This window comes from Neoaquamicrobium sediminum (genome assembly GCF_013240295.1).
Lineage (GTDB): Bacteria > Pseudomonadota > Alphaproteobacteria > Rhizobiales > Rhizobiaceae > Aerobium > Aerobium sediminum.
Window position 1 is genome coordinate 449,052 of the sequence record NZ_JABETK010000003.1, and the last position, 24,515, is coordinate 473,566.

A 24,515-nucleotide genomic window follows, 5' to 3' on the forward strand; every position below is an offset into this window, starting at 1 on the left:
GCTGGCGGGGCTGGTCGCGGTGCTGATCGGACTGGGCTACAAGGCGGCGCTGGTGCCGTTCCAGTTCTGGGCACCCGACGCCTATGACGGCGCGCCGGTATCGGTCGCGGCTTTTCTGTCGGTGATCACCAAGGTGGCGGCGATTTTTGCCTTTGCGCAGGTGCTGCGCGATCTGCCTGTCGCTACCGGCTGGCCCGTCGTCGTCGCGCTGATCGCGGCGGTGACGATGTCATTCGGCTATCTGGCCGCCCTGGTGCAGAGCAATGTCGTGCGGCTGCTGGCCTATTCCTCGGTGGCGCAGGCGGGCTATTTCATGCTGGGGATTGTGGCGCTTGGCACCAGTCCGTTGGCCCTGCCTTCGGTGATCGTGTTCGGCGCGGCCTATGTGGCGATGAACCTTGGAGCCTTTGCAGTCATAGTGATCGCGGGCCGCAATCTGGACGACTTCAAGGGCTTCGGCCGCGCGCGCCCATTGATCGGTGTGGCGATGGTCGTGTTCCTGCTGTCGCTGACCGGTATTCCGCCGCTCTTCGGCTTTGTCGGCAAGGTGCTGCTGTTCGGAGCCGCGATCGAGGCGGGCTATCTTTGGCTGGCGGTGATCGGGATCCTTAACAGCGTGCTGGCGCTGGCGGTCTATCTGCGCATCGTGGTGCCGATGTATCAGGCGCGCGATGGCGAAGCGGTTCGGGCAGAGGTCGCGCTGCCGTTGTTGGTTGTGCTAGGTGCGACCGCGTTGGTCACGGCGCTGATGGGGCTGTTCGCGGGAGTGTTTCCCGGGTGACTTAAGGCGCGGTTTTGTGCCAGTCGGTCAAAGTGGTGATCTTGCTATCCTAGCCTGCCAGCGGCTCGGCCATTCGCTCCGCATTCCCGGAATTAAGCAGCGTCTCGATATCACCATAAGCGCGGCGGGTGGTCACGGCCCCAGCCGCGATACAGTGGCGCTTTGGGGCAGGAACAAGAACTGTTCCCCGCGACACGCTAAGGTCGAACGGAGCGTGAACGTCATGCGGCGTGGCGTAACCGAGCCGGAAGTCGGAGCGACCGGAAGCCTTCGGGCATCTGATGTTCTGCATCCCAGGTGTAGATGCCGGTCAGGTTGATGTGCTCCCAGCTCAGGGGCGAGATGTGCCTGAGCAGGTGATCCCGAATCTCGCGACGCATGCTGCGCAAGTGGGTGACGGCCCGTTCGATGTAAACCGTGTTCCAATGGACGATCGCACTGACGACGAGGTTGAGGCCGGAGGCGCGGAAGGCCTGGCTTTCGAACGACCGATCACGGATTTCACCACGCTCGTGGAAGAAGACGGCGCGCTTCAGCTTATGTGCCGCCTCACCCTTGTTGAGGCCGGCCTGGCAACGCCGGCGTAGTGCGGGACTTGAGTACCACTCGATCATGAAGAGCGAGCGCTCGATGCGAGCCGAGCTCGCGCAGCGCTCGTGCGAGTTGGCTTTCCCCTTCGGAGATGCGGACAGCTTCTTCAGGATTGTGGACGGCACCACGGATCGCGTGGTGATCGACGCCGCCAGATGGAGGAGATCATCCCAGTGATCGAGTATCAGTGTGGTGTTGATCGGGGCGCCAATGTGGCTGGATAGTGCCGGATGTGCATCGCCTTTCTCGAAGGTGTGCAATTTCCGGTCCTTGAGGTTGCGCAGTCGCGGCGCGAAGCGTTTGCCTATGAGGGCGAACAGGCCGAAGATGTGATCACTCGCGCCACCCGTATCGGTGAAGTGTTCCTGGATGTCGAGGACCGTGTCCTGATCGAATAGCCCATCGAGCACATAAGCCGCCTCACTTTCGGTCGGGCTGATGGGCAAGATGCTGAAGTAGCCGTACTGATCGGAAAGATGACTGTAGAACTTTGAGCCGGGTTCGCTGCCGTAATGCAGATTGACGTCGCCGCGCTTTGCGGCTCGGTCGCTCGCGCGAAAGAATTGGCCATCAGATGATGACGTCGTGCCATTGCCCCAAAGGCGAGAATGCGGATGGCGGCTGTGTGCGTCCGTCACGCAGGCCTGCGCCGCGCGGTAGGTCTCCGACCGAGCATGGAAGGTTCGCATCCAACTGATCTGGTGAGCGCTGATGCCTTTGGACGCGCCGGCCATCCGTTTCGGACCAAGGTTGGTCGCATCCGCCAGTACGCCGGCCAGCATGGCCGAGACATTTCTTGGGACGTCGCCGGTGCGAACATGCGTGAAGCAATCCGCAAAGCCGGTCCATTCATGCACTTCCCTCAACAGGTCGGGAACCTCGACCATTGGATACATATCGCTGATTTCGGCATTCAGGTCCTCGGCGGCAGCAGGGACTTCGCCGGCAGTCGGCGTCACAATCAACGTCCCGGCTTCAAGACGAACACCTTCGAGCTTTCCGGACCGTGCTCTATGCGCGAGGCGCTTCAGGTTGAAGTCGAGCATCTGGCGCGCTTCGGCAAGCCAAGCCGCGCCGTCACCCTGGACGCCCAATCCGAGCCGATCCTCTTCCTTCATGGTTGTGAACGTTGACCGAGGCATCAGATGCTCGTCGATCGGTCGGAACGATCGGCTGCCATCGACCCAGATATCCGCAGATCGAAGCCGGTCTCGCAAAGCCGCGAGCGTCGCAATCTCGTAGAGACGGCGATCAGGCTTTCCGTGTTCGAAGATGAGCCGACGATCAGCTCGGCTGAAATGGGTGATCGGGACGCGATCCGGGAGTGTCCGACGCCTCTCGGCATGGAGCCGTTTCAGCAGCGAAATTGCCGCAAGAAGCGGATCGTGTCGCCGCGCCGATTCGAACGTGAACGCCTGCAGGAACGCCCCTGCGTACTTGTTGACGGTCGCATATTGCTCGGCCGCCAAGGCCAAGGGTGACGCCTCGTTACCCTCGACCATCGACTCGAGTTCAGGCTTCATGCTCAGCAGCCGATGCCAGCCGACTTTCTGGTCGAGAACCTCCAATGCGTTCCGGCCATAGTCATTCGCAGACTGCAGAGCGGTAATCGTGTCGAGGAACATGCGCAGCGCCTTGGCGGTATCCGGCCTACACTCCATGTGTCGCTGTTTCTTGCGGTTATTGGCTCGCGAGAACAGCCGACCCATCAGCTTGATGAACATCGTCACGGCATCGTCGGTGAGCTTTTGTCCGAGCTTGATGACCTGCGCCACGATCAGAGCGTGCCGGCGGCTAGAGTTGAAATCGCTGGCCAGCCAGGCTGGCGTGGCGTTCCCCTCACGGATCATCTGGTCCCACCGTCCGGATGATATGCGCATCTGCAGTGTCGGATCGATTTCCAGCGTGCGCAGGAAGGCAATCCGTTCGGTCAGCCCGATCAGGTTCGACGCGCCCGGTGCTTCCGGCGCCGAGCGCAGCCAATGAAAGCGCGTTTGGCCGATCGACGAGTCAACCTCCAACAGCCTGTCCAATGATCTAAGCTGATCGGGCGGGATACGTTCGACGAGTTCTTTCTCAGCTCGTCGGCGGGCTATCGCGCGACCGCCGAGACCGATCTTCTCGATGGAATGCAGCGAGGGAAGGAGGGCGTGTCGCTTCCGGAACTCGGCAATGACTGCTGTCGCGATCGGTAACCCGTGATCGCCATTGGCCGCCGCATCGACTGCAGCCACAAGAGCCGCGCGACGATCGGCCCTAGAGGCGGTCCGGAGACCGAGATAGGCCATCAAAGACCGACTGTGATCGAAACGCGTCTGTATTCGGTTCGCATACAAGGCGTAGAGGCGCGCGTCGATGCCGAGCTGATCCGCAAGATAGGTAAGCACAGCCGCGGGTGGCTCCTCATTATCCCACAAGAGCCGCCCCGTTTGGCGCATAGTGCAGAGTTGGACCGCGAAGCCCAGCTTGTTCTGCGGTCGGCGGCGGAGTTCGCATTCCAACCGATCTGCCGGGTCGAGTGTAAAGTGGCGGATCAGACTATCCTCGTCTGTCGCTATGGCCAGAAGTATCGCCGCTTCCTTTGAGCTGACAAGCCGTCTTCTCCCCATTTGCGTTCTCCCTTGCCACACACCGACTTCAAGGGAAATTGGTCGCCATCAGCCGAATGTTTTCAACCGGCCGGGAAGCTTCATCTACAGATCAATCACGCGCGTTCGTGCTTCGTTCGGTCTTAGCGTGTCTGCGGGAACAGTTCTTGTTCCCACCCCATGGAGCCGGTCGAGACGGGCGATCTCGGCCTCGAGCCCGGCCTTCTGCATCAGGCGCTGATCGCCCGATGCGATCGCCTTGGCCATGGCGAACTGGTTTGCCTGCCCCTCGCCCATGTCCTCAAGCCTGCGAATGGAGGTGTCGCCGGAGAGCGCCGCCGCGATGAAGCGGGCCTTGCGCTCGTTGTTCTGCCACATGGTAGCGTCGAGCGAACCGAGCGTCGCATAGGCGTAGAGCCCGATCTCCTCATGCTGGTTGCCCTGGCGCACGATGCGGCCCTCGCGCTGCTCGATTTGCGACGGGAGCCACGGAACGTCGAGATGGTGGAGCGCCTTCAGGCGCGCCTGCAGATTGACGCCGGTGCCCATGGTTTCCGACGACCCGATCAGGATGCGGACCTTACCGGCGTTGAAATCGTTGAACAGCCGTTGCTTGGCCTCCGACTTCTTGAAGTCCTGCATGTAGGCGATTTCGGACGGCGGTACGCCGAGACGGACCAGTTCGTCTCGGATCCAGCGATAGGCCGAGAAGCCGCGCGAGGTCTCGACATTGATGGTGCCGAGGTCGGAGAAGATGAGTTGCCCGGCGCCCGGCTTGTCGAAGGGCTTGCCGTCCTTGCGGGCATATTCGGTCTCGGCCGTTTCCCGCCAGATTCGGAAGGTGTTTTTGACAAGCGCGTTGAGCTTGTTGCCTTCTTCATTGTCCATGGCCTGCATGACCAGGCGCAGGTCGATCGCGGCATGGCGGCCGTCGGTGATGACGGAGAGGAGAATGTCGTCACCCGGTTGCGGCGGGCCTTCGCGCTCCTCGATGGCCTTGATGCGCTGATCGAGCAGACGCTGATAGGCCTTGAACGCCGGCGTCGGCTCGGCGGTGATGATCTGGCGCTTGCCGCCCATGACCTCCGGCACCTTCACATAGGTGCGAAGATCGGCCGGCTGCACCACGTCGGCGAACGAGCGGAACATCGTGATCAGCTCGGAGACGTTGACGAACTGGGCGAAGCGCGTGACCGGCTTGTATTTGCCCGATGGCTGCAATTCGAGTTCCGTCGAGGCATCGCCGAAGGTCGACGCCCAGGCATCGAACTCGTGCAGTCCGCGTGTCGCGAGGGCCGCATGGTCCATCAGCCGCTGCACGGTGAACATCTCGCCCAGCGTGTTGGTGATGGGTGTGCCGGAAGCGAGCACGAGCGCCCTGCCCGGGTTCTTCGTCTCGACGAAGCGGGATTTGACAAACAGGTCCCAGGCGCGTTGCGAACCGTTCGGATCGACGCCCTTCAGCGTCGACATATTGGTGGCGAATGAGAGTTTCCTGAACTCCTGCGTCTCGTCTACGATGATCTGGTCGATGCCGATCTCGGAGATGGTCAGCAGATCGTCCTTGCGGGTGGAGAGCGCCTGGAGCCGCTCCCTGTGTCCCTCCATCATCCGCTCGACCCGCTTGCGCGACAGCCGGTCCTCGCGGTCGACCTTGGTCAACAGCTCGGCATAGGCTTCGAGTTCGTCCTGGATCATTTGGCTCTCGAAGGCCGAGGGAATCGAGATGAACCGAAATGCAGAGTGCGTGATGATGATCGCGTCCCAGTTGGCGGTCGCGGCGCGCGAAAGGAAGCGATGGCGCTTCTCCCTGACGAAATTGGCCTCGTCGGCAACGAGGATCCGGGCATTCGGATAGAGCGCCAGGAACTCGCGCGCAGCCTGCGCCAGGCAGTGGCCGGGAACGACCAGCATCGCCTTGTTGATGAGCCCGAGCCGGCGCTGCTCCATGACCGCGGCGGCAATCGAGAGCGTCTTGCCGGCGCCGACGGCATGGGCGACATAGGTCGAGCCGGCCGAGATGATGCGCCAGATCGCCCGCTTCTGGTGCCCGTAAAGAGAAAAGGCGCCCGAGGCGCCTGGAAGCTGGAGATGGTTCCCGTCGAAATGCCGGGGGACGATATTGTTGAATGTGTCGTTGTAGAGCCGCGCCAGCCGGTCGGTGCGGTCGGGATCGGACCAGATCCAGTTCTGGAACGCCGTCTTGATTCTTTGCAGCTTCTCCTTCGCCGCTTCCGTCTCGACCGTGTTGAGGACGCGCCGCTCGACATCGCCGTCCTTCACGGTGTCGAAAATCTGCGGAATGGACGAATTGAGGGCATCCGACAGCAACTGCCCGGCATTGCGGCGATGCGTGCCCCATTGGGTCGTGCCGGCGGCCGAATATTGCAGGCCGTAGGCGGTCACCGTCCAGCACGCCAGTTCCGGCGTGTGATGGATGGTGATGTCGGTATCCATCATCTCCTTGACGAAGGCGACGATATCGGCGGCCGGAATCCACGGCGCCCCGAGCCGGGCGGTGATATCGGAGGGACGAAGGTCGGCCGGCTGAACCGCCTGCAACGCGGTGACATTGCGAGCGAAGCCCGGATCGAGCGCCGCGGCGGCCTTGGCTGTTTCCAGCTTCGAGCGCACGGCGCCGGAGAGATAGGCGTCCGCCATCTGCCATGAGCCATCGGCGGGATCGCGGAAGATGGCGTCGCCCAGCTCAGTGATCACCTCGCCGGCGTCGCGGTGCAGCAACTCGGCTATGTGGTCCGGATCGACAGCCCCGCGCTCGTTCAGCACCACGGCAAGGGCATCGGCGGCGCTGGCGATGACGGGCGGAGGCGGAGGCGCGATCACGCGCTCGGTGAAGATCGGTCCGGGCCTGGCCGTATTGGTTTCGAGGTCGTAGTCCTCGATCGACGCCACCAGCCAGCAATCGGGATCGTCGAGGAACGGCTGGAGGTTGGGACGGCGGTGCGTCTCGCGCACCTCGCCGGTCTCCTCGTCATCGCTGGTCGAGACGGTGGTGAAATTGATCGGGCCGAACGCGCGCACGAAGTTCGACCATGCAATTCGGAGTTTCACCTGCGCCGGCTTCCACGGCCGGTCGAACTCCTGAAGCTTCAGCACCTCGCGCAGCGCGTCCCGGATCGGGATCAGCTTGCGGATGATGCGGGCGTGTTTCTCCGGGACGCCGTCCGAACCCCTGCCCTTGCGGACGGTGATCGTCACGGCCTCGCCGTCGACCATCTGCATCAGGGCGGTGTTCTTGGCCACAAAGTAGCTGCCTTCGCGGATTGAAATGTCCGCGGCCCCAGTGGCGAGATCGGACGCGCAAGCATCCTCGTCCCCGGCGTCGGCCTCGATGATTTCAGGCTCGCCATCGTAAAGTGCTTCCGGAAGGGCGAGGATGGCTGCGGACAATGCCGCGTCGAGATCGACGCCGGCGCGCGGCAGGCAGGCATAGGTCTCGTCGGGACCGTAGATACCGCGCCGCAGGGCGTGGTCTCCAAGCACCAGGTGGGGGTGGTCGGCAAACCAGCGATTGACGCGGATGGCGCCCTCGTCTTCCGTTGCGGGACGGACCTCGACAAGATCGAGCCAGGAGGCGGGGCCGGCGGCTTCATCGTCCCGGCGCTTGCGGAAGAACAGGACATCGACCACGACGTCCGTGCCGGCCTCAGCGCGGAAACTGCCCTCGGGCAGGCGGATCGCTCCAACGAGGTCGGCCATGCCGGCGATCTCCTCGCGGGCGCGGGCGTCCGCCTTGTCCATCGTGCCGCTCGAGGTGACGAAAGCGGCGAGGCCTCCGGGCTTCAGCCGGTCGATCGCCTTGACGATGAAGAAGTCGTGCAGCCTGAGCGAGAGCGTCCGGAAAGCCCGGTCGCTGCGCACGATCCGGTCGGAAAATGGCGGATTGCCGATCGCCAGATCGAAATGCCGTGGCAGGTTCGCGCGGGCGAAATCGCCGGTGAGGATTTTGGCGCGTGGCTGCAGAAGCCGCGCGATTCGGGGGCGGTGACGGGATCGATCTCAATCCCCGTCACTTGGCTGACGTCGCGCAGGCCCTCGGGCATCAGCGCCGGGAACAGGCCGGTTCCGATCCCTGGCTCGAGCACGCACCCGCCACGCCAGCCGAGTCGCTGCATCCCGGCCCAGATCGCCCGGATGATGTATTCGGGCGTGAAATGGGCATATTGGGTGCAGCGTGAGAGCGAGGCATAGTCGCCGGCGTCGACGGCGCTTTCCAGCGCTGCGCCGATCTCCTCCCAGCCCTTGCGGAAACCGTCTTCCCCGGCCGGCGAAACACGCCATTGGCGAGGTCCGACGCCCCGAAGCCGGTGAATTTGATCAGCGCCGCCTGCTCCTGGGCTGTCGCCGGGCGCTGCTCCTCAAGGAGATCGGCGGCGAGCCGGATCGCCGCGAGATTGTCGCGGGCGCGATCGCGCCACGACTTTGCAAGGCCGCGCGTGCCGGAGAGATGGAAGTTCTCGGCCTTTGTGGCCGGAAGCCTCGTCGGCTGCGCCGCCGGCGTGGCCAGCGCGGCCGGCGCCGGCGAGAGCGGAGAGGGATCGTCATCGTTCGGGCCGTCCTCGAACGTCGCGGAAAGGGCGGTAACGTCAAGGCTGAGGCCGGACGAGAGTGCGGTGTTGCCGAAGAGGTCGAGCGTGAAGGGATCGTCGTGGCTCATGGAAAGTATCTCCTTGAGGTGATGGCGCGCGCCGCCGCCCCACCGGAGAGGTCCGGCGGGGTGGCGATCGCGAAGTTGGGAGGAGCGGACATACGAAGCCCGGCCCGTGGCCGGGCTGTCGCAGATTGCAGGGGCGGTGCGGTCTATGCGCCCTTGGCAGGCAGTGTCTGGCCGAGAGCGCCGGCCCTCGCCGCCTCGACCTAGAACTCTTCGAGAATCTCGGTCGTTGAACGGTAGCGTATGGCGTCGGCGGTGATCAGCATGACGCTGCCGCCAAATCCGTCAGGCCGCATCTTCGTGCAGGTAAACGAGGTCGTCACGACGATCTCGTCGATCGTCGCCGAACGGCGCACAATGTCCTGGAACATCCGGTCCCAGCCGTTGCCGGACTCAGTGAGATCGATGTCGATATCGCCCAGTGGATCGTCGCCGGCTTCCGCGTCGTGCTTTGCGAGCAACGCCGCGACGTGTGTCCCGACGCAGGTGTTTTCGTTCAACGGCGCGGCTTCCCAAGCCGCGTGCAGATCGCCGATCGGCAGGGTGACGACATCGCTTGGCCCGCACCAGGAATGGAGGTACATGCCGCCGTCCTGCTCGTCGGTGTCGAACACGAGCCCGCGCAACAGGCGTTCAAGCGGCGTCATGTCCGTGCCCGAAATAACCGGCTGCACGACGGTCGGAGAGTGGTAATCCGCCATCTTTCCCTCCCCTCAGGCCGCGAGCGGCTCGGGGAGATGCCTGAGCTGCACAGGCAGCTTGGCCTCGATCTCGGCGTGGGTCAGGTCGTCGAGCAGTTTCAGGATCGTGCCCCGGCCGCCGCCATAAACCAGCACGGTTCGCTTGCCCTGGTCAGCCTCGGGCCATCTGTCGTCCGCATAGCCCCGGTAGTCGCCATGGGTCGCGCTCCAGATGTGGTCGAGGCGCTCGGTGCGCGTCATGGCCCGCACCGGGCGGGATTCCCGCTCGACGATCACATCGCGCATGCGATCGGGCGAACCCTTTGCCGAGAGATCGCGATAGCCGTGGAAATACCGGGCGCGCCCGTCGATCGAGAGCGTGAAGAACACGCTGGTGACCGATCCCGTCATGAACTCGCGCAGGGCGAACATATCCCCGCGCATCCAGAGCGGCGGCAGAATCTCGAACATATAGTCGTGCTCGGCCCTACCGATCTCGAACCATTCCCCGTCATAGAGACGGCTCGTGAGGCGTGCCTTCCTCATCGGCGCCTGGCCGTGGCGGTCGAACATCTGGAACATCTCCCGGCGCGTCGCGACGCCCTCGAATATCTTGCGAGAGGAAGATTGGGTGATCATTGCGGCTCCTGTCGTCCGTCGGCATCAAGCGCGATCCTGTCCACCCGACCGGACCATCCTCTTCATGCCTTCTCATCACCCCTTCTCGCGGCCGCCTCTCCGGTCCGGCGGGTCAAGGGCCGCGAAGCGGGCGCAGCTTCCCTTGACGCGCCGGCCTGGCATGCGGCAGCTATTTCATCCCTCTTCTTCGCTCCTATTTCCCCGTCATCTCGCCGCGACGCGCACGTTGCTGGTCGTTCCAGTCCTCGGAGCTAGGGGTCAGCCGTGAGAACCGGCAACCACCGTCCGCCGCATGGCCGCGGATGCGCTCAGCATAGGCATCGCCCTGCCGGTTGGCGTCGGTCGCCGCGACGAGCATTCGGTCCCGGCGGCGCGCCAGGTCGGCGATGGCGGCATCGGTCATCGGCGACCACCCGCCCCCGGTGCTGACATAGAGAGTGCGCGTCTCCGGACCCGCGATGGCGGCAAGGCTCATCGCGTCGATCGCGGCCTCGGTAATGCAGACGCGAAGGGGGTCAAGATCGCCGAACCTGAACAGCTCCTTGCCGCCGCCGGTCGAGAAGCCCCGCCACTTGGGGCCACGCTCTTCCCATCCGATCAAACGCCCGGCGGCATCGGTGTGCGCGGCCCACATGCTGCCATGCGGGCCCTCGCGCAGGACATTCTGATCGATGGCGGCTCGGATGATGGTATCGGGGAGGCCGCGCGTTCGGTCAAGGTAGCGCCAGGTCGGCGACCCCGGCCGGGGAACCGGGCGGGCTTGCCAGCGCCCGGCGAGAGTGGCTGGCGGCCGGTCCCGCGCAGGTCGTTCCCAAGTCGGTGCGCTCGGCGCGAGCCCGACAACCTCGCCGATCCGTTCGAGCGCCTGGACGAATCCGGTCGCGCCGAGATGTTCGGCCAGTCCGAAGACGTCGCCTTTCGCGTCCGACAGCGGATCGAACCAGCCCGCCCCATCGTGAATGACGATGATGATCTCGCCGTCCACCCGCCGGTACTTCACCGCGCGGCGCGTGCTTTCCTTGATGTCGATCTTCCAACCGTCCGCCTCAAGGACGGCGCCGCACGATACTTTTGCGCGCAGCTCCTCGATTTCTTGTCTGTCCATGTTCGCTTGCCGGTTTCGCCCGATCACGGGTCCGGCCCCTTTCTCTTCCGGTTTGACTTGCCCGTCTTCTCCGGGCGCGCCTCCTGCCTCCGCGAAGACCGAAGGGCGCCAAGGGCGCGGCTGGCAACCCGGCAATTCTGACGGGCCTCGTCCGCGGCGAAGCCTCCCTTGCGCCCTTCCGGGCGCAAGCGGTAGGCAATGGCCCGGCTCAATGAGCCGGGCGGGAAACCCAGGGATCGTATTCGTGGATCAGCTCGACCTCGGCATCGTCGAGGTCTTCGCTCGGCATGACGCCGTATTCGCCATCGACGCGGAACAGGGTGACGGGGATCATCAGGGTGCGGGCGAGATCGAAAGCGTGATTCTGTGCGAGGGAAAGATCGTGTGACATTGTAGGGCTCCGTCCGTGGGCGGGGCCGATCCCCGCTCTGGCGCCCGACGGGTCCGGGGCCCGGCCGCAATCATCGCGCAGGCGAAGCCGCAGCGGCCGCACGCTCGCGTAGCGGACCCCTCGTGGGTTGATTGGAGGAGGACGGACCTGGACCAGGAAGCCAGCGGAACAAGCGGGAATCGGACCTGCGCGTGGATGTGTCCGGTCCAGTCTCATCCTTCCCGGTTGCAGAAACACATCGGGAAACCGGTCCAGTATCCCTTCGCACTCACCGTTGCGCGTGGTGCGCTACCAGGCGCCGCTTCGGCAAGAAGGAGCTGGAGCGGCTCGCGTTTATCCGGCACGCCCGCGACCTCGGCATCACCATCGAATCTATCCGCGAGCTGATCGACCTGGCGGCCATGCCAAGAAGCCCTGCGCGGATGCCGACAGGATCGCGAAGGAGCAGCTCCAGTCTGTCAGGGAGCGCATCGCGCAGCTGAGGCGGCTCGAGAAGGAATTGGAGCGGATCGCGACCTGCTGCACCGGGGACACGGTCGGCGACTGCAACGTCATCCCCGCGCTCGCGGATCACGCGCTGTGCGACAGCGAACATTTGAAGCCGATGCCCTTGGTCATGAACGGGAGCGCTGGCCGCCGCCGTTCATCCGCGCGCACCATAATTAGCGCACGAATCGACCAGCCGGGCGGGACCTGCCACTAGCTCGTCGGACAGCGCCATCAGCTTGTCGATCCTCGGGTCGCTGAGACGATAGCGGACGAACCGGCCCTGCTGCTCGCCGAGAACGAGGCCACACTCGGCCAGGCACCTCAAGTGGTTGGAGGCGTTCGGCTGCGACAGGCCCGTCACGGCGACGATGTCGCTCACCGACGCGGGGCCGCCGCGAAGCACTTCCAGGATCGAAAGCCGCGACGGATCGGAGAAACCCCGGAAAAGCTTGGCCTGAAGGTTTACCGGGCGGGTCTCGACGAGCATCTCTCCACCTCTCGACATATCACCACACAATGATATGTAACTGGTGAGTTCCTGAAAGAGGCATATACGGCAATGGCCAACGGCAACGCAACATCGTCGACCGAGGCGGCGCGCTACAACGTGACCGGAATGGACTGCGCGTCCTGCGCCGCGAAGATAGAGAAGGCGGCGCGCGGCGTCGCAGGGGTCCGGGACGTGAAGGTGTCGATCGCCTCGCAAGTCATGACGCTCTCGGTCGACGATCCGGGCACCCGCCTTCCCGCCGTCGAAGCCGCCGTGACCGACCTAGGCTATCGGCTGAACCGCGTCAGCGAAGCCTCGGATGACGACGACGATGACAGGATTCCCGATCTCTCGCACGTGACTCCTGCCTACAAGCGGGCGCTATGGATCGTGGTGCTCCTCAACGTCGGCTACGGGATCGTCGAGGCCGCCGGGAGCTTCCTCGCCGGGTCGCAGGCACTGCAGGCCGACTCGCTCGACTTCATTGGCGATGGGCTGATCTCGTTCCTGGGCTTGATGGCTGTCGGCTGGCCTCGCGGCCCGCGCCAAGGCCGCGCTGCTCCAGGGCGTGTTCCTCGGCCTCCTGGGTCTCGGCGTGATGGCCTCTACCGCGTACCGGATCTTCGTCGAACACCAGCCCGAGTCCCTGCTCATGGGCGGATTCGCCGTCGTCGCCCTCGCGGTGAATGTCGCCGCGCCGCGGTGCTGATCCCGCACCGGAAAGGCGACGCGAACGTGCGGGCGGTCTGGCTATTCTCCCGCAACGATGCCATCGGGAACCTGATGGTCGTGCTCGCGGCCGGCCTGGTCTTCTGGACTGGAACGCAATGGCCAGACCTCGTCGTCGCCTTCATCATCGCGGGCCTGTTCCTGCAATCAGCCTGGTCGATCATCCGGGATGCGCGGAGCGACCTGCGGGACGCAAAAGGATGAAGGCCCGGCTAATCGGCTTCTCGTGCGTCTCGGCGGCGCTGGCCGCTGACCAGATCACGAAGGAAGCCGTCCTCGGCAACATGGATGCGCTCTCTCGGAGTGGAAGTGCTGCCTGTGCTCGACCTCGTCTACCTGCGGAATCCAGGCATCAGCTTCGGCATGTTAGGCGGGATGCCGCGGTGGCTGCTGGTGCTTGCAAGCTTGGTTATCGTGGGAATCCTTCTGACGTGGATGTGGCGCACCGCTCGGCCAGTGGTGGCCACCGCGCTGGGACTGATATCCGGAGGGGCGATTGGCAATATCGTCGACCGAGTCCGGTTGGGCGCTGTGACGGATTTCCTCGACTTTCACGTTGGCGGGTACCATTGGCCAGCGTTCAACCTGGCGGATGTGGCGATCGTATGCGGCGCGGCGCTCATGCTGCTCGATGGAGTTCTGGCTCCCAGCAACGTCGAAACGCGGGCGGGCAAAGAGCCCTCCTGACGCGCTGCGTTCCCCGTTGCCAAGCCTCTCAGGCGCGCGAGACGTTCTGGATCACGAAACCGCTTCGAGGCACCGCCGGAAGCCGCCTCATCTCGATGCGCAGGTCCTGCTCCGGCACGTCGTAAGCAATTTCCTCGGTCAGGAAACCCATCGCCGCTTTCATGAGCTCGATGCAAATCCATTCGCCCGCGCAGCGGTGCCCAAGATCATGGTCGCCGCCGCCTTGGGGAACGAAGGCGAAGGGGCGTGGCTGGATCCCGTCGAAGCGTTCGGGGCGGAACTCGCCGGGCGCGTCCCACGTCCGCCGATCGCGGTTCGTGCCGTACAGGTCCAGCATGACCCTGCGGCCTTTCGCGAAACGGTATCCCTTCCATTCGAAGCTTTCCCGCACGACGGCGGCGACGGCAGGGAAGAAGGGATAGTAGCGCCGCACCTCCTGCACGAAAGCCTCCCTGTGCCGCGCGCCTGCCGAAGTGTCCGACGGGATTCCCGGTGGATGCATGTGAAGCGCGTGGGCAAGGAACTGAAGATACACGGACACCGCCACGATCGGCCTCAGGATGTTGAGGATCTCGACCGCCGCGACGGTCGGGGAAAGATGCCTCCCTTGCAGGTCGTTGTGGAACGATATCACGTGCATCGCGCTCGATTCAGGCGCAGTCAGTTCGCCAGCGCGCACTCGCACGACGAGGTCTCCGATCCAGCGTTCGGTCCGCTTCCGGGCCAGCCGCGACCACCAGTGCTTCGGGCCGACCGAGCCCGCATAGCTGAACATGGCCGTCAGTTGCCGCGTCCGCGTTTCGACTTCGCGTTCTTCCAAGGCAATGCCGGACCAGGCACACGCGGCGCGGGTCAGTATCTCAGGCAGTTCGTCCCCAAGCTTCACCCTGTCCATCGCGGCCCAATTGCGCGAATAGGCCCGCATCCAGTGGAGGACCGTCTCGGCGAGCTCGCCGATCCGTTCCGGCGTCATCAGCGACATGAACATCTGCTTGCGGTGCTGGTGCTCCGCGTCGTCCAGGCCCTGGACGCCGCCGCGGCCGATCAGCGTCCTGCGGATGCGCTCCGGCATGGCGCCTCGCCGGACGAAATTTCGCTGGTCATAGAAAACCTCCGAGGCCGATGGCCCGGTCATGCAAATGGTCCGCCGCAGCATCAGCCGCGTTTCGAACAGGTCCGTTCGGTATTTTCGGCAACGATTCGAAATGAACCCATACGGATCAAGGAGCACTGCAAGGGTGCTGTCCAGGCTCCGGTCTCTCGGGATACGTGGCATGTGTGCCTTCCGAGGCGAGTGCGGCGGCCGGTTCCCGCGCCAGTTAACGCCCGACTGCGATACTAGCGCCTCAAGCGCGGTGAGGAAACCTGCGACCGCCGCACAAACCTCGCCCTCAAGCGACGTGCGATCAGGACTGCCGCCCGATCGCCTGATGAACTGGGCGGAGGCCTCCAGCGTTTCCTCGCTCACGTGATGCTCGATGCCTTCCGCGTCTATGCGGGCGGTGGCCGGGCTGATGCCTCGATGGGGACGAGCCGCTGGTCGGGTCGGTGGATTGACGCGCCGGACCCTTCTGCCCATCCGAGGAATGGTTACTTGGCTGCCGCGCCGGCCATCCGCGCGCGGCAGCACAAGCTACTCGTCACCGGCCGAATTCGGTCCAGGTGACTCCGCCGTCCTCGCTGGCGAGGATTTCGCCTTCATGCGACGCGACGAACAACCGTTCCTCGTCCGCCGGATCGACCGCCAGATGCAGGAGGATCCGGTCCCCCAGTCTGCCCCGGCGGAAACGAATTCCAGTTGCTCCTCGGCTGACCGCACGAGCCCCTTCCCGAGCACGAAAGCGTAAAGAGGGGTCGTTTGCGGGAGGGGGCGGAATCCTACGCTAAGGCTTTGGCCAACGATATTCTCCGGTAAGGTTGATGTGCTCCCATCCGAGGGGCGAGACATGGGCCAGCAGATCGGGCAATAGCAATTTTCCCTCGCGTTTCTGGTTGGCGACGACTTCGCCCAGCTTCATGGTGTTCCAGAAGATGATGATCGCAGCGAGCAGGTTCATGCCGGCGATCCGGTAATGCTGGCCTTCGGCGGAACGGTCGCGGATTTCACCCCGGCGATGGAAGCTGATTGCCCGCTTCAGCGCATGATGCGCTTCGCCCTTGTTGAGCCCGATCTGGGCGCGGCGTTGCAGATCGGCGTCCAGAATCCAGTCGATCATGAACAGGGTTCGCTCGACGCGGCCGACCTCGCGCAAAGCCGTGGCAAGTTCGTTCTGCCGCGGATAGGAGGCGAGCTTGCGCAGTATCTGGCTGGGCGCGATGCTTCCGGCCGCAATAGTGGCGGCGATGCGCAGGATGTCGGGCCAGTTGCGCTCGATCATGGCCTGGTTGATCTTGCCGCCGATCAAGGCCCGCAAGTGCGCCGGGGCGGCCGATGGATTGAACGCATAGAGTCGCTTGGACGGCAGATCCCGGATGCGAGGGGCAAACCGGTAGCCGAGAATGGCGCATGCGGCAAAGACGTGATCGGTGAAGCCGCCCGTGTCGGTGAACTGCTCGCGGATATGGCGGCCAGCGTCATTCATGAGCAGGCCGTCGAGGATATAGGGGGCTTCGCTCGCCGTTGCAGGTATCACCTGGGTCGCGAACGCCGCATATTGGTCGGAGACGTGGCTATAGGCTTTCAGGCCCGGGGTATTGCCGTACTTCGCGTTGACCAGGTTCATGGCTTCGCCCTGCTCTGTGGCGGCGAAGAACTGGCCGTCGCTCGAAGCCGAAGTGCCCATGCCCCAGAACTGGGCCATGGGTAACGCTGCCTGCGCCTCGACCACCATGGCCAGCGCCCGGTCGTACGCTTCGCCTTCGACATGCCACCGTCCAATGCGGATCAACTCCCAGAAGGTGTGAGTGTTGGTGGCGTCCGCCATTTTGCGCAGGCCGAGATTGATCCCCTCTGCCAAGATAACGTTCATAAGCCCGATCCGGTCGGCGCAGGGGGCGCCCGTGCGTAAATGGGTGAAAGCTTCGCAGAAGCCGGTCGCAGCATCCGCTTCCAGTAAAAGATCGGTGATGCGTGTGGGCGCTATCTGCTTGTAGAGATCGAGCACTAGGTCCTCGGCGCCGTCGGGTGCGGCGGCTTCGAGCTTGTCGATATGCAGGACGCCGCTTTCGATCGACCCGCCGGGAATCGTGCCCGTGCGCGCGGCACGGCCAAGCTCGCGCAAACGGATGTCGAGGCGCGCTTGCCGGTCTGCCAGCCATTCCTCCGGCCGCAACGGCACGGCAAGACGGCCGCTTTCCGCCGCGGCCTGCGCCGGAACGAGTGCGTGTTTCAGATCAGCATAGCGCCGGGATCTGGCCAGCCAGACATCCCCGGATCGGAAGGCATCGCGCAGATGGAACAGCACCGCGATCTCCCAGAGGCGAGTGTCGCCAGCCGCCTGGGCACGAAGATGACGATGCCATTTCGAACTCGGCCGCAGGAAGCCGGTATGTGCACGATCGTTCAAACCGTTGCGTAGGACCATCACGGCTTCCAGCAGCGGCATTGCGACCGGCGCAGCCCGAAGATCAAGCAAACGCAACATCCGCGGGGAATAGCGACGGAAGCGATGATACCCGTCGAGCACATGATTGAGCGGATCGTCGGCCATGGTGGCGGTCAGCCTGGTTGCCACTGCAACAAGGGTTTTGAAGCCATCCCAACCCGAACCGCTCGCGATGACGGTTTCCAGCGGCTGGCCGTCATCCTGTGCATCGACCAGGGCACCGCCAATTTCGGCGAAGGATTTCAAGGTGTCGCGCACCGCGTTCGCTTCATCCGCGACCTTCGCCTGGCAAATGCGCTCCGAAGCACGGTAGAGCCTGCCGACGATCCGGTCATGGGTCTCGACCACGGCGTCGGCAAGCATCGCCTGCCATTCTGATGCGCACACGGCCAGAATCGCAAGCCGCCTGTCCTCCGGGAGATCACGCATGCCGTCGGCATAATACCGCTCGCCCTGCCTGCGCAGACGTGTCACCCGATGGGCAGGAACACTGGCCAGCAGATCCTCGGGAAGATCAACACGTTGCAGGTATTCTAGCCGATCGAGCAGCCGGTTGGCCGACGCAGAGTTCGAGCCAGGCTCAAACTGCCGCAGCCACACGAAGCGGGTCACCCGATCGTCCGCCGTCTCCTCGAGCAATGCCAGTAACTGTTCCCGGATCGGCATGGACAACCGGCTGGCGATCCTCGTCTCGGTCCGCCGCTCGGCGTCGACCAGGGCCGTGGCGCAAAGCCGCTCGATCGTCGATGTCGCAGGAAGGACCGTGCGAGTTCGACGGCACTCGATCACGAAGCGACGGGCGATATCCTCGTTCGACACCGCCATCTCGGCTTCTCGGAACAGCCAATCCTTCAGCTCGCGCGCACCACGTCCCGAAAAGGTGCGGTATCCGTAGAGCGCCCGCAACTCGGAAAGATGCTCGTGCCGCGTCTCCTCGCGAGCGGCATAGTCAACGAGATCGTCGGCATTCAAGCCGAGTTGCGCTCCGATGAACTCGACGACCTCCGCCGGAATCAGCTCGCCCGGAGCCAGCACCCGACCAGGATAGCGTAGGACGCATAATTGCAAGGCGAAGCCGAACCTGTTGTGCGGGCGGCGACGCTGCCCGATATGCCCGAGATCCTCGTCACTCAGCGTATAGTGTTTGAGCAAGTCCGCCTGCGAGGTCGGCAGGCGCAACAGCGCGTCCTTCTGCCGATCGGTTAGAGTGACGCGACGTGGCATCGATGTTCCTTTTTCAAAATTTGATGATGTTCAAGATGCTTTGTTTATGAAGCTGGTTGAGATACATTTCTAGAGACCGATGCAATCGTGGCCGGCGCGCCGCCTCAAACCAACGTTTAAGAAACATGCTGATCGGATATGCCCGCGTTTCCAAAGCCGATGGCTCACAGTCCCTCGACCTGCAGCACGACGATCTGCGCGCCGCCGGTGTCGAACAGGACAACATCTATGAGGATCGCGCTTCCGGCGCTCGGGATGATCGGCCTGGCCTGGCCGCCTGCCTAAAAACCTTGCGCGAAGGCGATGTGCTGGTGGTCTGGAAGCTCGATCGCCTCGGACGGTCGCTTGCCCACCTGGTCAACACCGTGAAGGATCTGTCAGAACGCAGGATCGGCCTGCGGGTGTTGACCGGAAAGGGTGCGCAGATCGACACCACAACCGCATCCGGCCGCATGGTGTTCGGTATCTTCGCCACCTTGGCCGAGTTTGAGCGGGATCTGATCCGGGAACGCACCATGGCCGGTCTCGCCGCCGCAAGGGCGCGCGGACGCAAGGGCGGTCGAAAATTTGCCCTCACCAAAGCTCAGGTGCGCCTCGCGCAAGCCGCCATGGCGCAACGCGACACGTCCGTTTCCAATTTGTGCAAGGAACTGGGGATCGAGCGCGTCACCCTCTACCGCTATGTCGGCCCGAACGGCGAACTCAGGAACTACGGAAAGCGTGTCCTCGGCTTAGCGTAGGATTTCGCCCCCTCCCGCAAACGACCCCCACTTGCCGAAATCGACATACCGCATATGGTCAGTTCCGATGGTCACGAGCTCGTCGACAAAGGCAAGGACGATGTTCACTTGTGGTATATTGTGAAGATAAACAAGGAATAGCGCTTCGGCCTGGGGGAGGCGTCATTGTATCAGGGTTCCGGTGGTCTGACCTATTTGGGTCGGGAATTGCGGCGTCGATTGTTAAAGCCGATTGGACATTTCACGTTTTGGATATACCTAATCACCGGCGTTATTCTCTGTGGTGGATTCGGGGTTTGGTATGAACTTCTGCCGCTGTTGTTGTCCCGGGCAGGCAGTTCAGCGGAGGGCGTCCATACCGCGCTCCTGACATTCTTTCCGGCACTTGCAGGATCGTCAGCGCTACAACTCCTCTTCGGAGAGGGTCAGAAGCCTTTGAAGGCATTCTCGATTGCGTATTGCTTCGCTTTCGCCGCCATCGCGGTGTGGCTTGGCTTTGCGAAACCGGAGGATCCTACATATGCGTTCGGTGGGGCGGCACTGGGATGCGTGCTGGCGATCTTTATGTGGTGGCTGACCAGTGGCCAAGACCCCGCCTTCAACGACGACATTGATGATACGACGCCACTTGGAGGCGACCCGGATACCAAGCCTCAGGGAAGCCTGCAGGGTTTCCAGACATGAGCACCCCAACCTTTCCCTTCACCACCAAAGCCATTCTCGTCGAGCAGCCGCTCTATCAATTCTTCGCTGCTGTTGTCCCTGCAAATGTGTTGCTCAGCGTGGCATTCAGTGATGCGATGCAAGCGAAAATCAAAGCCGACGGTGTTGGTTACACTGTTGAGGCAACACAGCGGATTATGCAGTCAAAGCGGCTGGCGCAGATAGCCAGATACATCGATCGTGAGGATTCTGGCTTCCCCAACACTATTATTCTTGCAGCTAATTACAGGCAGGACGGTCTGATTGAGGAAGACGAGCCTCTCGATGAGGAGAACGCCGGCAATATGCCCGCAATCATCTCGAAGCGATGGAGCGTGATCGAAGACGAGTGCGGCGGGTATACCTTAACGATTCCAACAGCCGAAAAACTAGCTGCGGTGATCGACGGGCAGCATAGATTGTTCGCTTTCGCCGAGACCGACCGTCCAGAACGACTGGATATGAATTTGCTGTGCTCAGTTTTCCTCGACCTGCCAAAGCCATACCAAGCGCAGCTTTTCGCGACCATTAACTCGACACAGAAGCCCGTCGACAAGAGCCTGACCTACGAATTGTTCGGGTACAACATCGACGAGGAAGAGCCACAATACTGGTCACCTGACAAATTGGCGGTGTTTCTGACCCGCAAGCTTGGCACCGAGAACGGTTCGCCGTTGAAAGGGCGTATCGTGATTGCTCCCCAAAAAGACGAAGCTCTCAAGGAAATCAGCGGCCAAGGAAACTGGAGGGTTTCGACTGCGGTTGTTGTCGAGGGGATTATGCGGCTTTTTTCTTCGAACCCCAAGCGCGACACGCAGCTGATGCTAACGCCGACGCGCAACACCCGAGAAGTTCTGCAAGAAGGGCCAAAGGACAAATCGGTGTTACGCACTTACTATATTGAGGCGAACGACAACCTCATTTACACGCTGGTTCTCAATTACCTGAAGGCGTGCGACGCCGTGTTCTGGTCAAAGGCACCGGCGAATTCTTTCATTGTACGCACCGTGGGTGTTCAAGCCCTGTTCGATCTGCTCCGACGCGTCTTCGCCGCAGCCGCCTTGAAGGAAAAGAACGTCAAGCAGGAATTTTTCCAGGATTATCTGTCTCGGGCAGCAGACATCGACTTTTCCGCAGATGCCTACAAAAACGCCTCTGGCTCAGGGCGTTCGATAATTCGAAGGGCACTTGAGGATGCGATTGGATCGGTCGCTTAGAACGGCTCCTCGCCTGGAAGATCGGACACCGCGCATCTCAGCCGACAGGCGTCAAGTTTAGGTCAAACGGGCCGACCGCCGCCAGCTTTTTGGATAGCGCGGCGGTCGGCCCGTTCTCCGTCGCGACCAAAGAAGACACTCACGAAGGCTGGACCTAACGAGCAGGTTTTCATCCCAAAAGCCAGGGATGGCAGAGTCTCGTTGACCATGCAGTTTCCGTAGAGGTCGGAATAGCCGGTGTCCGGAAGGGTGTGTTTCGGCGTGGAATAAGGACCCCGTTTCAGGGGTGATCGGCATCCAAACGGGACCCCTGTAACGGCAGGTGTTTCACACTGCCTCCGGTTTGATCGGAGGCATTTGTTTTGGATGTTGGTCGTGGAGACGATTGCGAAGATACGCCGGCTGTCGCTGGTGCAGGGGAAGTCGATCAAGGAGATCTGCCGCGAGTTGCGCATATCACGGAAGGTGGTCCGCAAGGTGCTTCGTTCCGATGCGACCGAGTTCCGGTATGAGCGTCAGCACCAGCCGAAGCCGAAGATCGGCCCATGGCAGGCGCGGCTCGATGCTCTGCTGGACGGCAACGACGCGAAGCAGAAGCGCGAACGGCTGACGCTGATCCGCATCTATGAGGAACTGCGGGCGCTGGGCTACGATGGCAGCTACGACGCGATCCGGCGCTACGCCAAGAGCCGGGAGAAGGCTCGCGGTGGGGCCATGGCCGAGGCCTACGTGCCGCTGTTCTATCCGGCGGGTGACGCCTACCAGTTCGACTGGAGCCACGAGATCGTCCTGATCAACGGCGTCACCGTGACGGTGAAGGTGGCCCATGTCCGGCTCTGCCACAGCCGCATGATGTTCGTCAGGGCCTATCCGCGCGAGACGCAGGAGATGGTGTTCGACGCCCACGACCGGGCCTTCGCCTTCTTCGGCGGCGCCTGCACGCGCGGCATCTACGACAACATGAAGACGGCGGTTGAGACGGTCTTCGTCGGCAAGGACCGTCAATACAATCGCCGCTTCCTGCAGATGTGCAGCCATTATCTGGTGCAGCCCGTCGCCTGCACGCCGGCCTCGGGCTGGGAGAAGGGTCAGGTCGAGAACCAGGTCGGCCTGGTGCGCGAGCGCTTCTTCACGCCGCGGCTGCGCTTCAGGAGCTACGAGGAGCTGAATGCCTGGCTGCTCGACAGGTGCGTCGCTTATGCCAAGGCTCACCGCCATGTCGACCAGCCGGAGCGCACGATCTGGGAGGTGTTCGAGGAGGAACGGAGCAAGCTGGTCGAGTATCGCGGCCCCTTCGACGGATTCCATAGCGTTCCCGCCTCGGTGTCGAAGACCTGCACCGTGCGCTTCGACAACAACAAGTACTCGGTACTCTCGACCGCGGTCGGCCGCCCGGTCGAGATCCAGGCCTACGCCGACCGCATCGTCGTGCGCCAGGACGGCAGGATCGTGGGCGAGCATGCCCGCTCGTTCGGCCGCAACCAGACGGTCTACGATCCATGGCACTACGTTCCGGTGCTGGCCCGCAAGCCCGGAGCGCTGCGCAACGGTGCGCCGTTCCAGGGCTGGGAACTGCCGCCGGCGATGGATCGGGTCAGGCGCCGGCTGAAGGCCGCTGACGACGGCGACCGTCAGATGGTGGCGATCCTGACGGCGGTGCTGGCGGATGGGCTCGATGCCGTCGAGACCGCGCGTGCCAGCAGGCGCTTGCCGAGAACGTCTGCTCGTCCGCTGTCATACTCAACATCCTGGCCCGGCGTCGCGATCCGGCGCCGGCCGTCACCATCCTCACACCCGACGCGCTGCGTCTGCGACACGAGCCGCAGGCCGACTGCGCTCGCTACGACAGTCTCAGGAGGGCAAGCTGATGGAACGCACCCAGGTTCTGGACCTGATGGGAACGCTGAAGCTCTACGGCATGCGCAGCGCCTACGACGAGATTATGGCCACCGCCATCAAGCGCCAGCACGAGCCGCCGAGGGTCGTCGGCGACCTGCTGTCGGCCGAGATCGCCGAGAAGCAGGCGCGTTCGATCAAATACCAACTCACCGTCGCCAAGCTGCCGCTGGCCAAGGACATAGACGACTTCGACTTCGCCGACACGCCCGTCAACGAGACGCTCGTGCGCGACCTCGCCACCGGCGCCTTCGTCGCCGACCAGCGCAACGCCGTGCTCATCGGCGGCACCGGCACGGGCAAGTCGCACCTGGCCATCGCGATCGCCCGCTCCCTCATCCGCAATGGAGCCCGCGGCCGCTTCTTCAACGTCGTCGATCTGGTCAACCGCCTCGAGACCGAGCACCGTGCCGGAAAGCAGGGACGCCTCGCCGACTACCTCACCCGGCTCGACTTCGCCGTGCTCGATGAACTCGGCTATCTGCCCTTTGCCCAGGCCGGCGGACAGTTGCTCTTCCACCTGATCAGCCGGCTCTACGAACGCACCTCGATCATCGTCACCACCAACCTTGCGTTCGGCGAATGGCCCGCCGTCTTCGGCGACGCCAAGATGACCACCGCTCTGCTCGACCGGCTCACCCATCACTGCGAGATCATCGAAACCGGCAACGAATCCTGGCGCTTCAAGAACCGATCTCAAAGCTAAAGCCAGGAAAGCTCAACCCACGCGCCCGACCGGGCTGCGCAACCCCGACCAGCTCCACCCGGTCGGGCGCTCACCGTCGAGCCCTACGAGGGGGTCCCGATTGCACGCCGATTCAGGGTCCCCATTCCGAGCCGATTGACATGTCCGGCATGTTTTTCTGGCTGGCCTGGATGTTCACGGTCCTGGGAAGCCCGCCTTTCGTGGTACCGATATCGGCGGCCTTGGTGACCATCCTCCTCGTTCGCGAGGAGTTGTCCCGGGCCTGGTTCGCATTCCTCGCATTGGCAGGCGGCGCGGCCCTTGCTTACATCGCGAAGGCGGCCTTCGCCACGGCGAAGCCCCATCACCTGCCGGGGTCAGACGCGATGGCCGCCACGAGCTTTCCGAGCGGCCACGCCGTGCTGTCGCTACTTCTCGCCTTGACGATACTGGTCTTGTGGGAGCCCCGCGACCCAAGGCTGAGACGATTGGTCCTGGCGATCGTCCTGGCCATCGTCTTCGCGGTCGGCGCGAGCAGGGTCTTCCTCGGAACGCACTGGCCGTCGGACGTTCTCGCGGGATGGCTGTTCGCGGTGATTTGGATTTCTGCAGCCCATCGACTGGCATTCGGTTTCGGCAAAGCCGCTTCGCGCGGATAGGC

16 protein-coding genes and 4 pseudogenes are annotated in these 24,515 nt (G+C 63.2%); 10 read left to right on the forward strand and 10 right to left on the reverse strand.

Annotation, left to right across the window (positions count from 1 at the left end):
- Window position 1: 1 nt before the first annotated feature.
- Window positions 2–781 (forward strand): NADH-quinone oxidoreductase subunit N, encoded by a 780-nt coding sequence (locus HK436_RS24835; RefSeq protein ID WP_446685693.1) that lies wholly within the window; start codon window positions 2–4, stop codon window positions 779–781.
- A 221-nt stretch (window positions 782–1,002) separates the two neighbouring features.
- Here HK436_RS24835 and HK436_RS24840 read toward each other — a convergent pair whose 3' ends face one another.
- The 6 genes and pseudogenes from HK436_RS24840 to HK436_RS24865 form a co-directional block, all read right to left on the reverse strand.
- Complete coding sequence (locus HK436_RS24840) at window positions 1,003–3,981, reverse strand: Tn3 family transposase (RefSeq protein WP_244649391.1); 2,979 nt, start codon at window positions 3,979–3,981, stop codon at window positions 1,003–1,005.
- Window positions 3,982–4,065: 84 nt separating this feature from the next.
- Window positions 4,066–8,638: pseudogene (locus HK436_RS24845) on the reverse strand (helicase-like domain-containing protein).
- Window positions 8,639–8,838: 200 nt separating this feature from the next.
- Window positions 8,839–9,336 (reverse strand): hypothetical protein, encoded by a 498-nt coding sequence (locus HK436_RS24850; protein WP_173194345.1) that lies wholly within the window; start codon window positions 9,334–9,336, stop codon window positions 8,839–8,841.
- A gap of 12 nt (window positions 9,337–9,348) precedes the next feature.
- The gene (locus tag HK436_RS24855) at window positions 9,349–9,954 is read right to left on the reverse strand and encodes a DUF1419 domain-containing protein (RefSeq protein WP_173194347.1); all 606 of its coding nucleotides are present in this window, start codon (window positions 9,952–9,954) and stop codon (window positions 9,349–9,351) included.
- Window positions 9,955–10,147: 193 nt separating this feature from the next.
- A complete protein-coding gene (locus HK436_RS24860; RefSeq protein WP_173194554.1) occupies window positions 10,148–11,059 on the reverse strand; it encodes a DUF3991 and toprim domain-containing protein in 912 nt (303 codons plus the stop codon).
- 208 nt (window positions 11,060–11,267) lie between these two features.
- Window positions 11,268–11,450 (reverse strand): hypothetical protein, encoded by a 183-nt coding sequence (locus HK436_RS24865; protein ID WP_173194348.1) that lies wholly within the window; start codon window positions 11,448–11,450, stop codon window positions 11,268–11,270.
- A 293-nt stretch (window positions 11,451–11,743) separates the two neighbouring features.
- On the opposite strand from HK436_RS24865, the pseudogene HK436_RS31800 reads away from it, so the two are divergent.
- Window positions 11,744–12,045: pseudogene (locus HK436_RS31800) on the forward strand (MerR family DNA-binding protein); the annotation flags it as partial.
- 48 nt (window positions 12,046–12,093) lie between these two features.
- Here the strand turns inward: HK436_RS31800 and HK436_RS24875 are convergent.
- On the reverse strand, window positions 12,094–12,426 hold the full coding sequence (locus HK436_RS24875; RefSeq protein ID WP_173194350.1) for an ArsR/SmtB family transcription factor: 333 nt from the start codon (window positions 12,424–12,426) through the stop codon (window positions 12,094–12,096).
- A gap of 72 nt (window positions 12,427–12,498) precedes the next feature.
- Between HK436_RS24875 and HK436_RS24880 the strand changes: the two genes are divergently transcribed.
- A complete protein-coding gene (locus tag HK436_RS24880; RefSeq protein WP_244649392.1) occupies window positions 12,499–13,362 on the forward strand; it encodes a cation efflux transmembrane domain-containing protein in 864 nt (287 codons plus the stop codon).
- 84 nt (window positions 13,363–13,446) lie between these two features.
- Window positions 13,447–13,845 (forward strand): signal peptidase II, encoded by a 399-nt coding sequence (gene lspA / locus HK436_RS24885; RefSeq protein WP_173194352.1) that lies wholly within the window; start codon window positions 13,447–13,449, stop codon window positions 13,843–13,845.
- Window positions 13,846–13,873: 28 nt separating this feature from the next.
- Here the strand turns inward: lspA and HK436_RS24890 are convergent, their stop codons facing one another.
- The 3 genes and pseudogenes from HK436_RS24890 to HK436_RS24895 form a co-directional block, all read right to left on the reverse strand.
- Window positions 13,874–14,917 (reverse strand): cytochrome P450, encoded by a 1,044-nt coding sequence (locus HK436_RS24890; protein WP_244649435.1) that lies wholly within the window; start codon window positions 14,915–14,917, stop codon window positions 13,874–13,876.
- A 372-nt stretch (window positions 14,918–15,289) separates the two neighbouring features.
- A pseudogene (locus tag HK436_RS31805) lies at window positions 15,290–15,358 on the reverse strand (manganese-binding transcriptional regulator MntR); the annotation flags it as partial.
- A gap of 370 nt (window positions 15,359–15,728) precedes the next feature.
- Window positions 15,729–18,614 carry a Tn3 family transposase gene (locus HK436_RS24895; RefSeq protein WP_127601112.1) on the reverse strand — a complete coding sequence of 962 codons (2,886 nt, stop codon included), beginning with the start codon at window positions 18,612–18,614 and terminating at the stop codon, window positions 15,729–15,731.
- Between the two features lie 125 nt (window positions 18,615–18,739).
- On the opposite strand from HK436_RS24895, the gene HK436_RS24900 reads away from it, so the two are divergent.
- The 6 genes and pseudogenes from HK436_RS24900 to HK436_RS24925 all read left to right on the forward strand — a co-directional run bounded on the left by HK436_RS24900 (window position 18,740) and on the right by HK436_RS24925 (window position 24,513).
- Window positions 18,740–19,354 carry a recombinase family protein gene (locus HK436_RS24900; RefSeq protein ID WP_108610824.1) on the forward strand — a complete coding sequence of 205 codons (615 nt, stop codon included), beginning with the start codon at window positions 18,740–18,742 and terminating at the stop codon, window positions 19,352–19,354.
- 165 nt (window positions 19,355–19,519) lie between these two features.
- Window positions 19,520–20,038, forward strand: coding sequence for a hypothetical protein (locus HK436_RS24905; RefSeq protein ID WP_244649393.1), 519 nt, complete (start codon window positions 19,520–19,522; stop codon window positions 20,036–20,038).
- Window positions 20,035–21,273, forward strand: coding sequence for a DNA phosphorothioation-associated DGQHR protein 1 (locus tag HK436_RS24910; RefSeq protein ID WP_173194354.1), 1,239 nt, complete (start codon window positions 20,035–20,037; stop codon window positions 21,271–21,273). Before HK436_RS24905 ends, HK436_RS24910 begins: the two co-directional genes overlap by 4 nt.
- A gap of 366 nt (window positions 21,274–21,639) precedes the next feature.
- Window positions 21,640–23,135: pseudogene (istA, locus tag HK436_RS24915) on the forward strand (IS21 family transposase); the annotation flags it as partial.
- Between the two features lie 5 nt (window positions 23,136–23,140).
- Window positions 23,141–23,875: an IS21-like element helper ATPase IstB gene (istB, locus tag HK436_RS24920; protein ID WP_173194356.1), complete on the forward strand. Its 735-nt coding sequence runs from the start codon at window positions 23,141–23,143 to the stop codon at window positions 23,873–23,875.
- Window positions 23,876–24,015: 140 nt separating this feature from the next.
- On the forward strand, window positions 24,016–24,513 hold the full coding sequence (locus HK436_RS24925) for a phosphatase PAP2 family protein (protein ID WP_173194358.1): 498 nt from the start codon (window positions 24,016–24,018) through the stop codon (window positions 24,511–24,513).
- Window positions 24,514–24,515 lie beyond the last annotated feature (2 nt).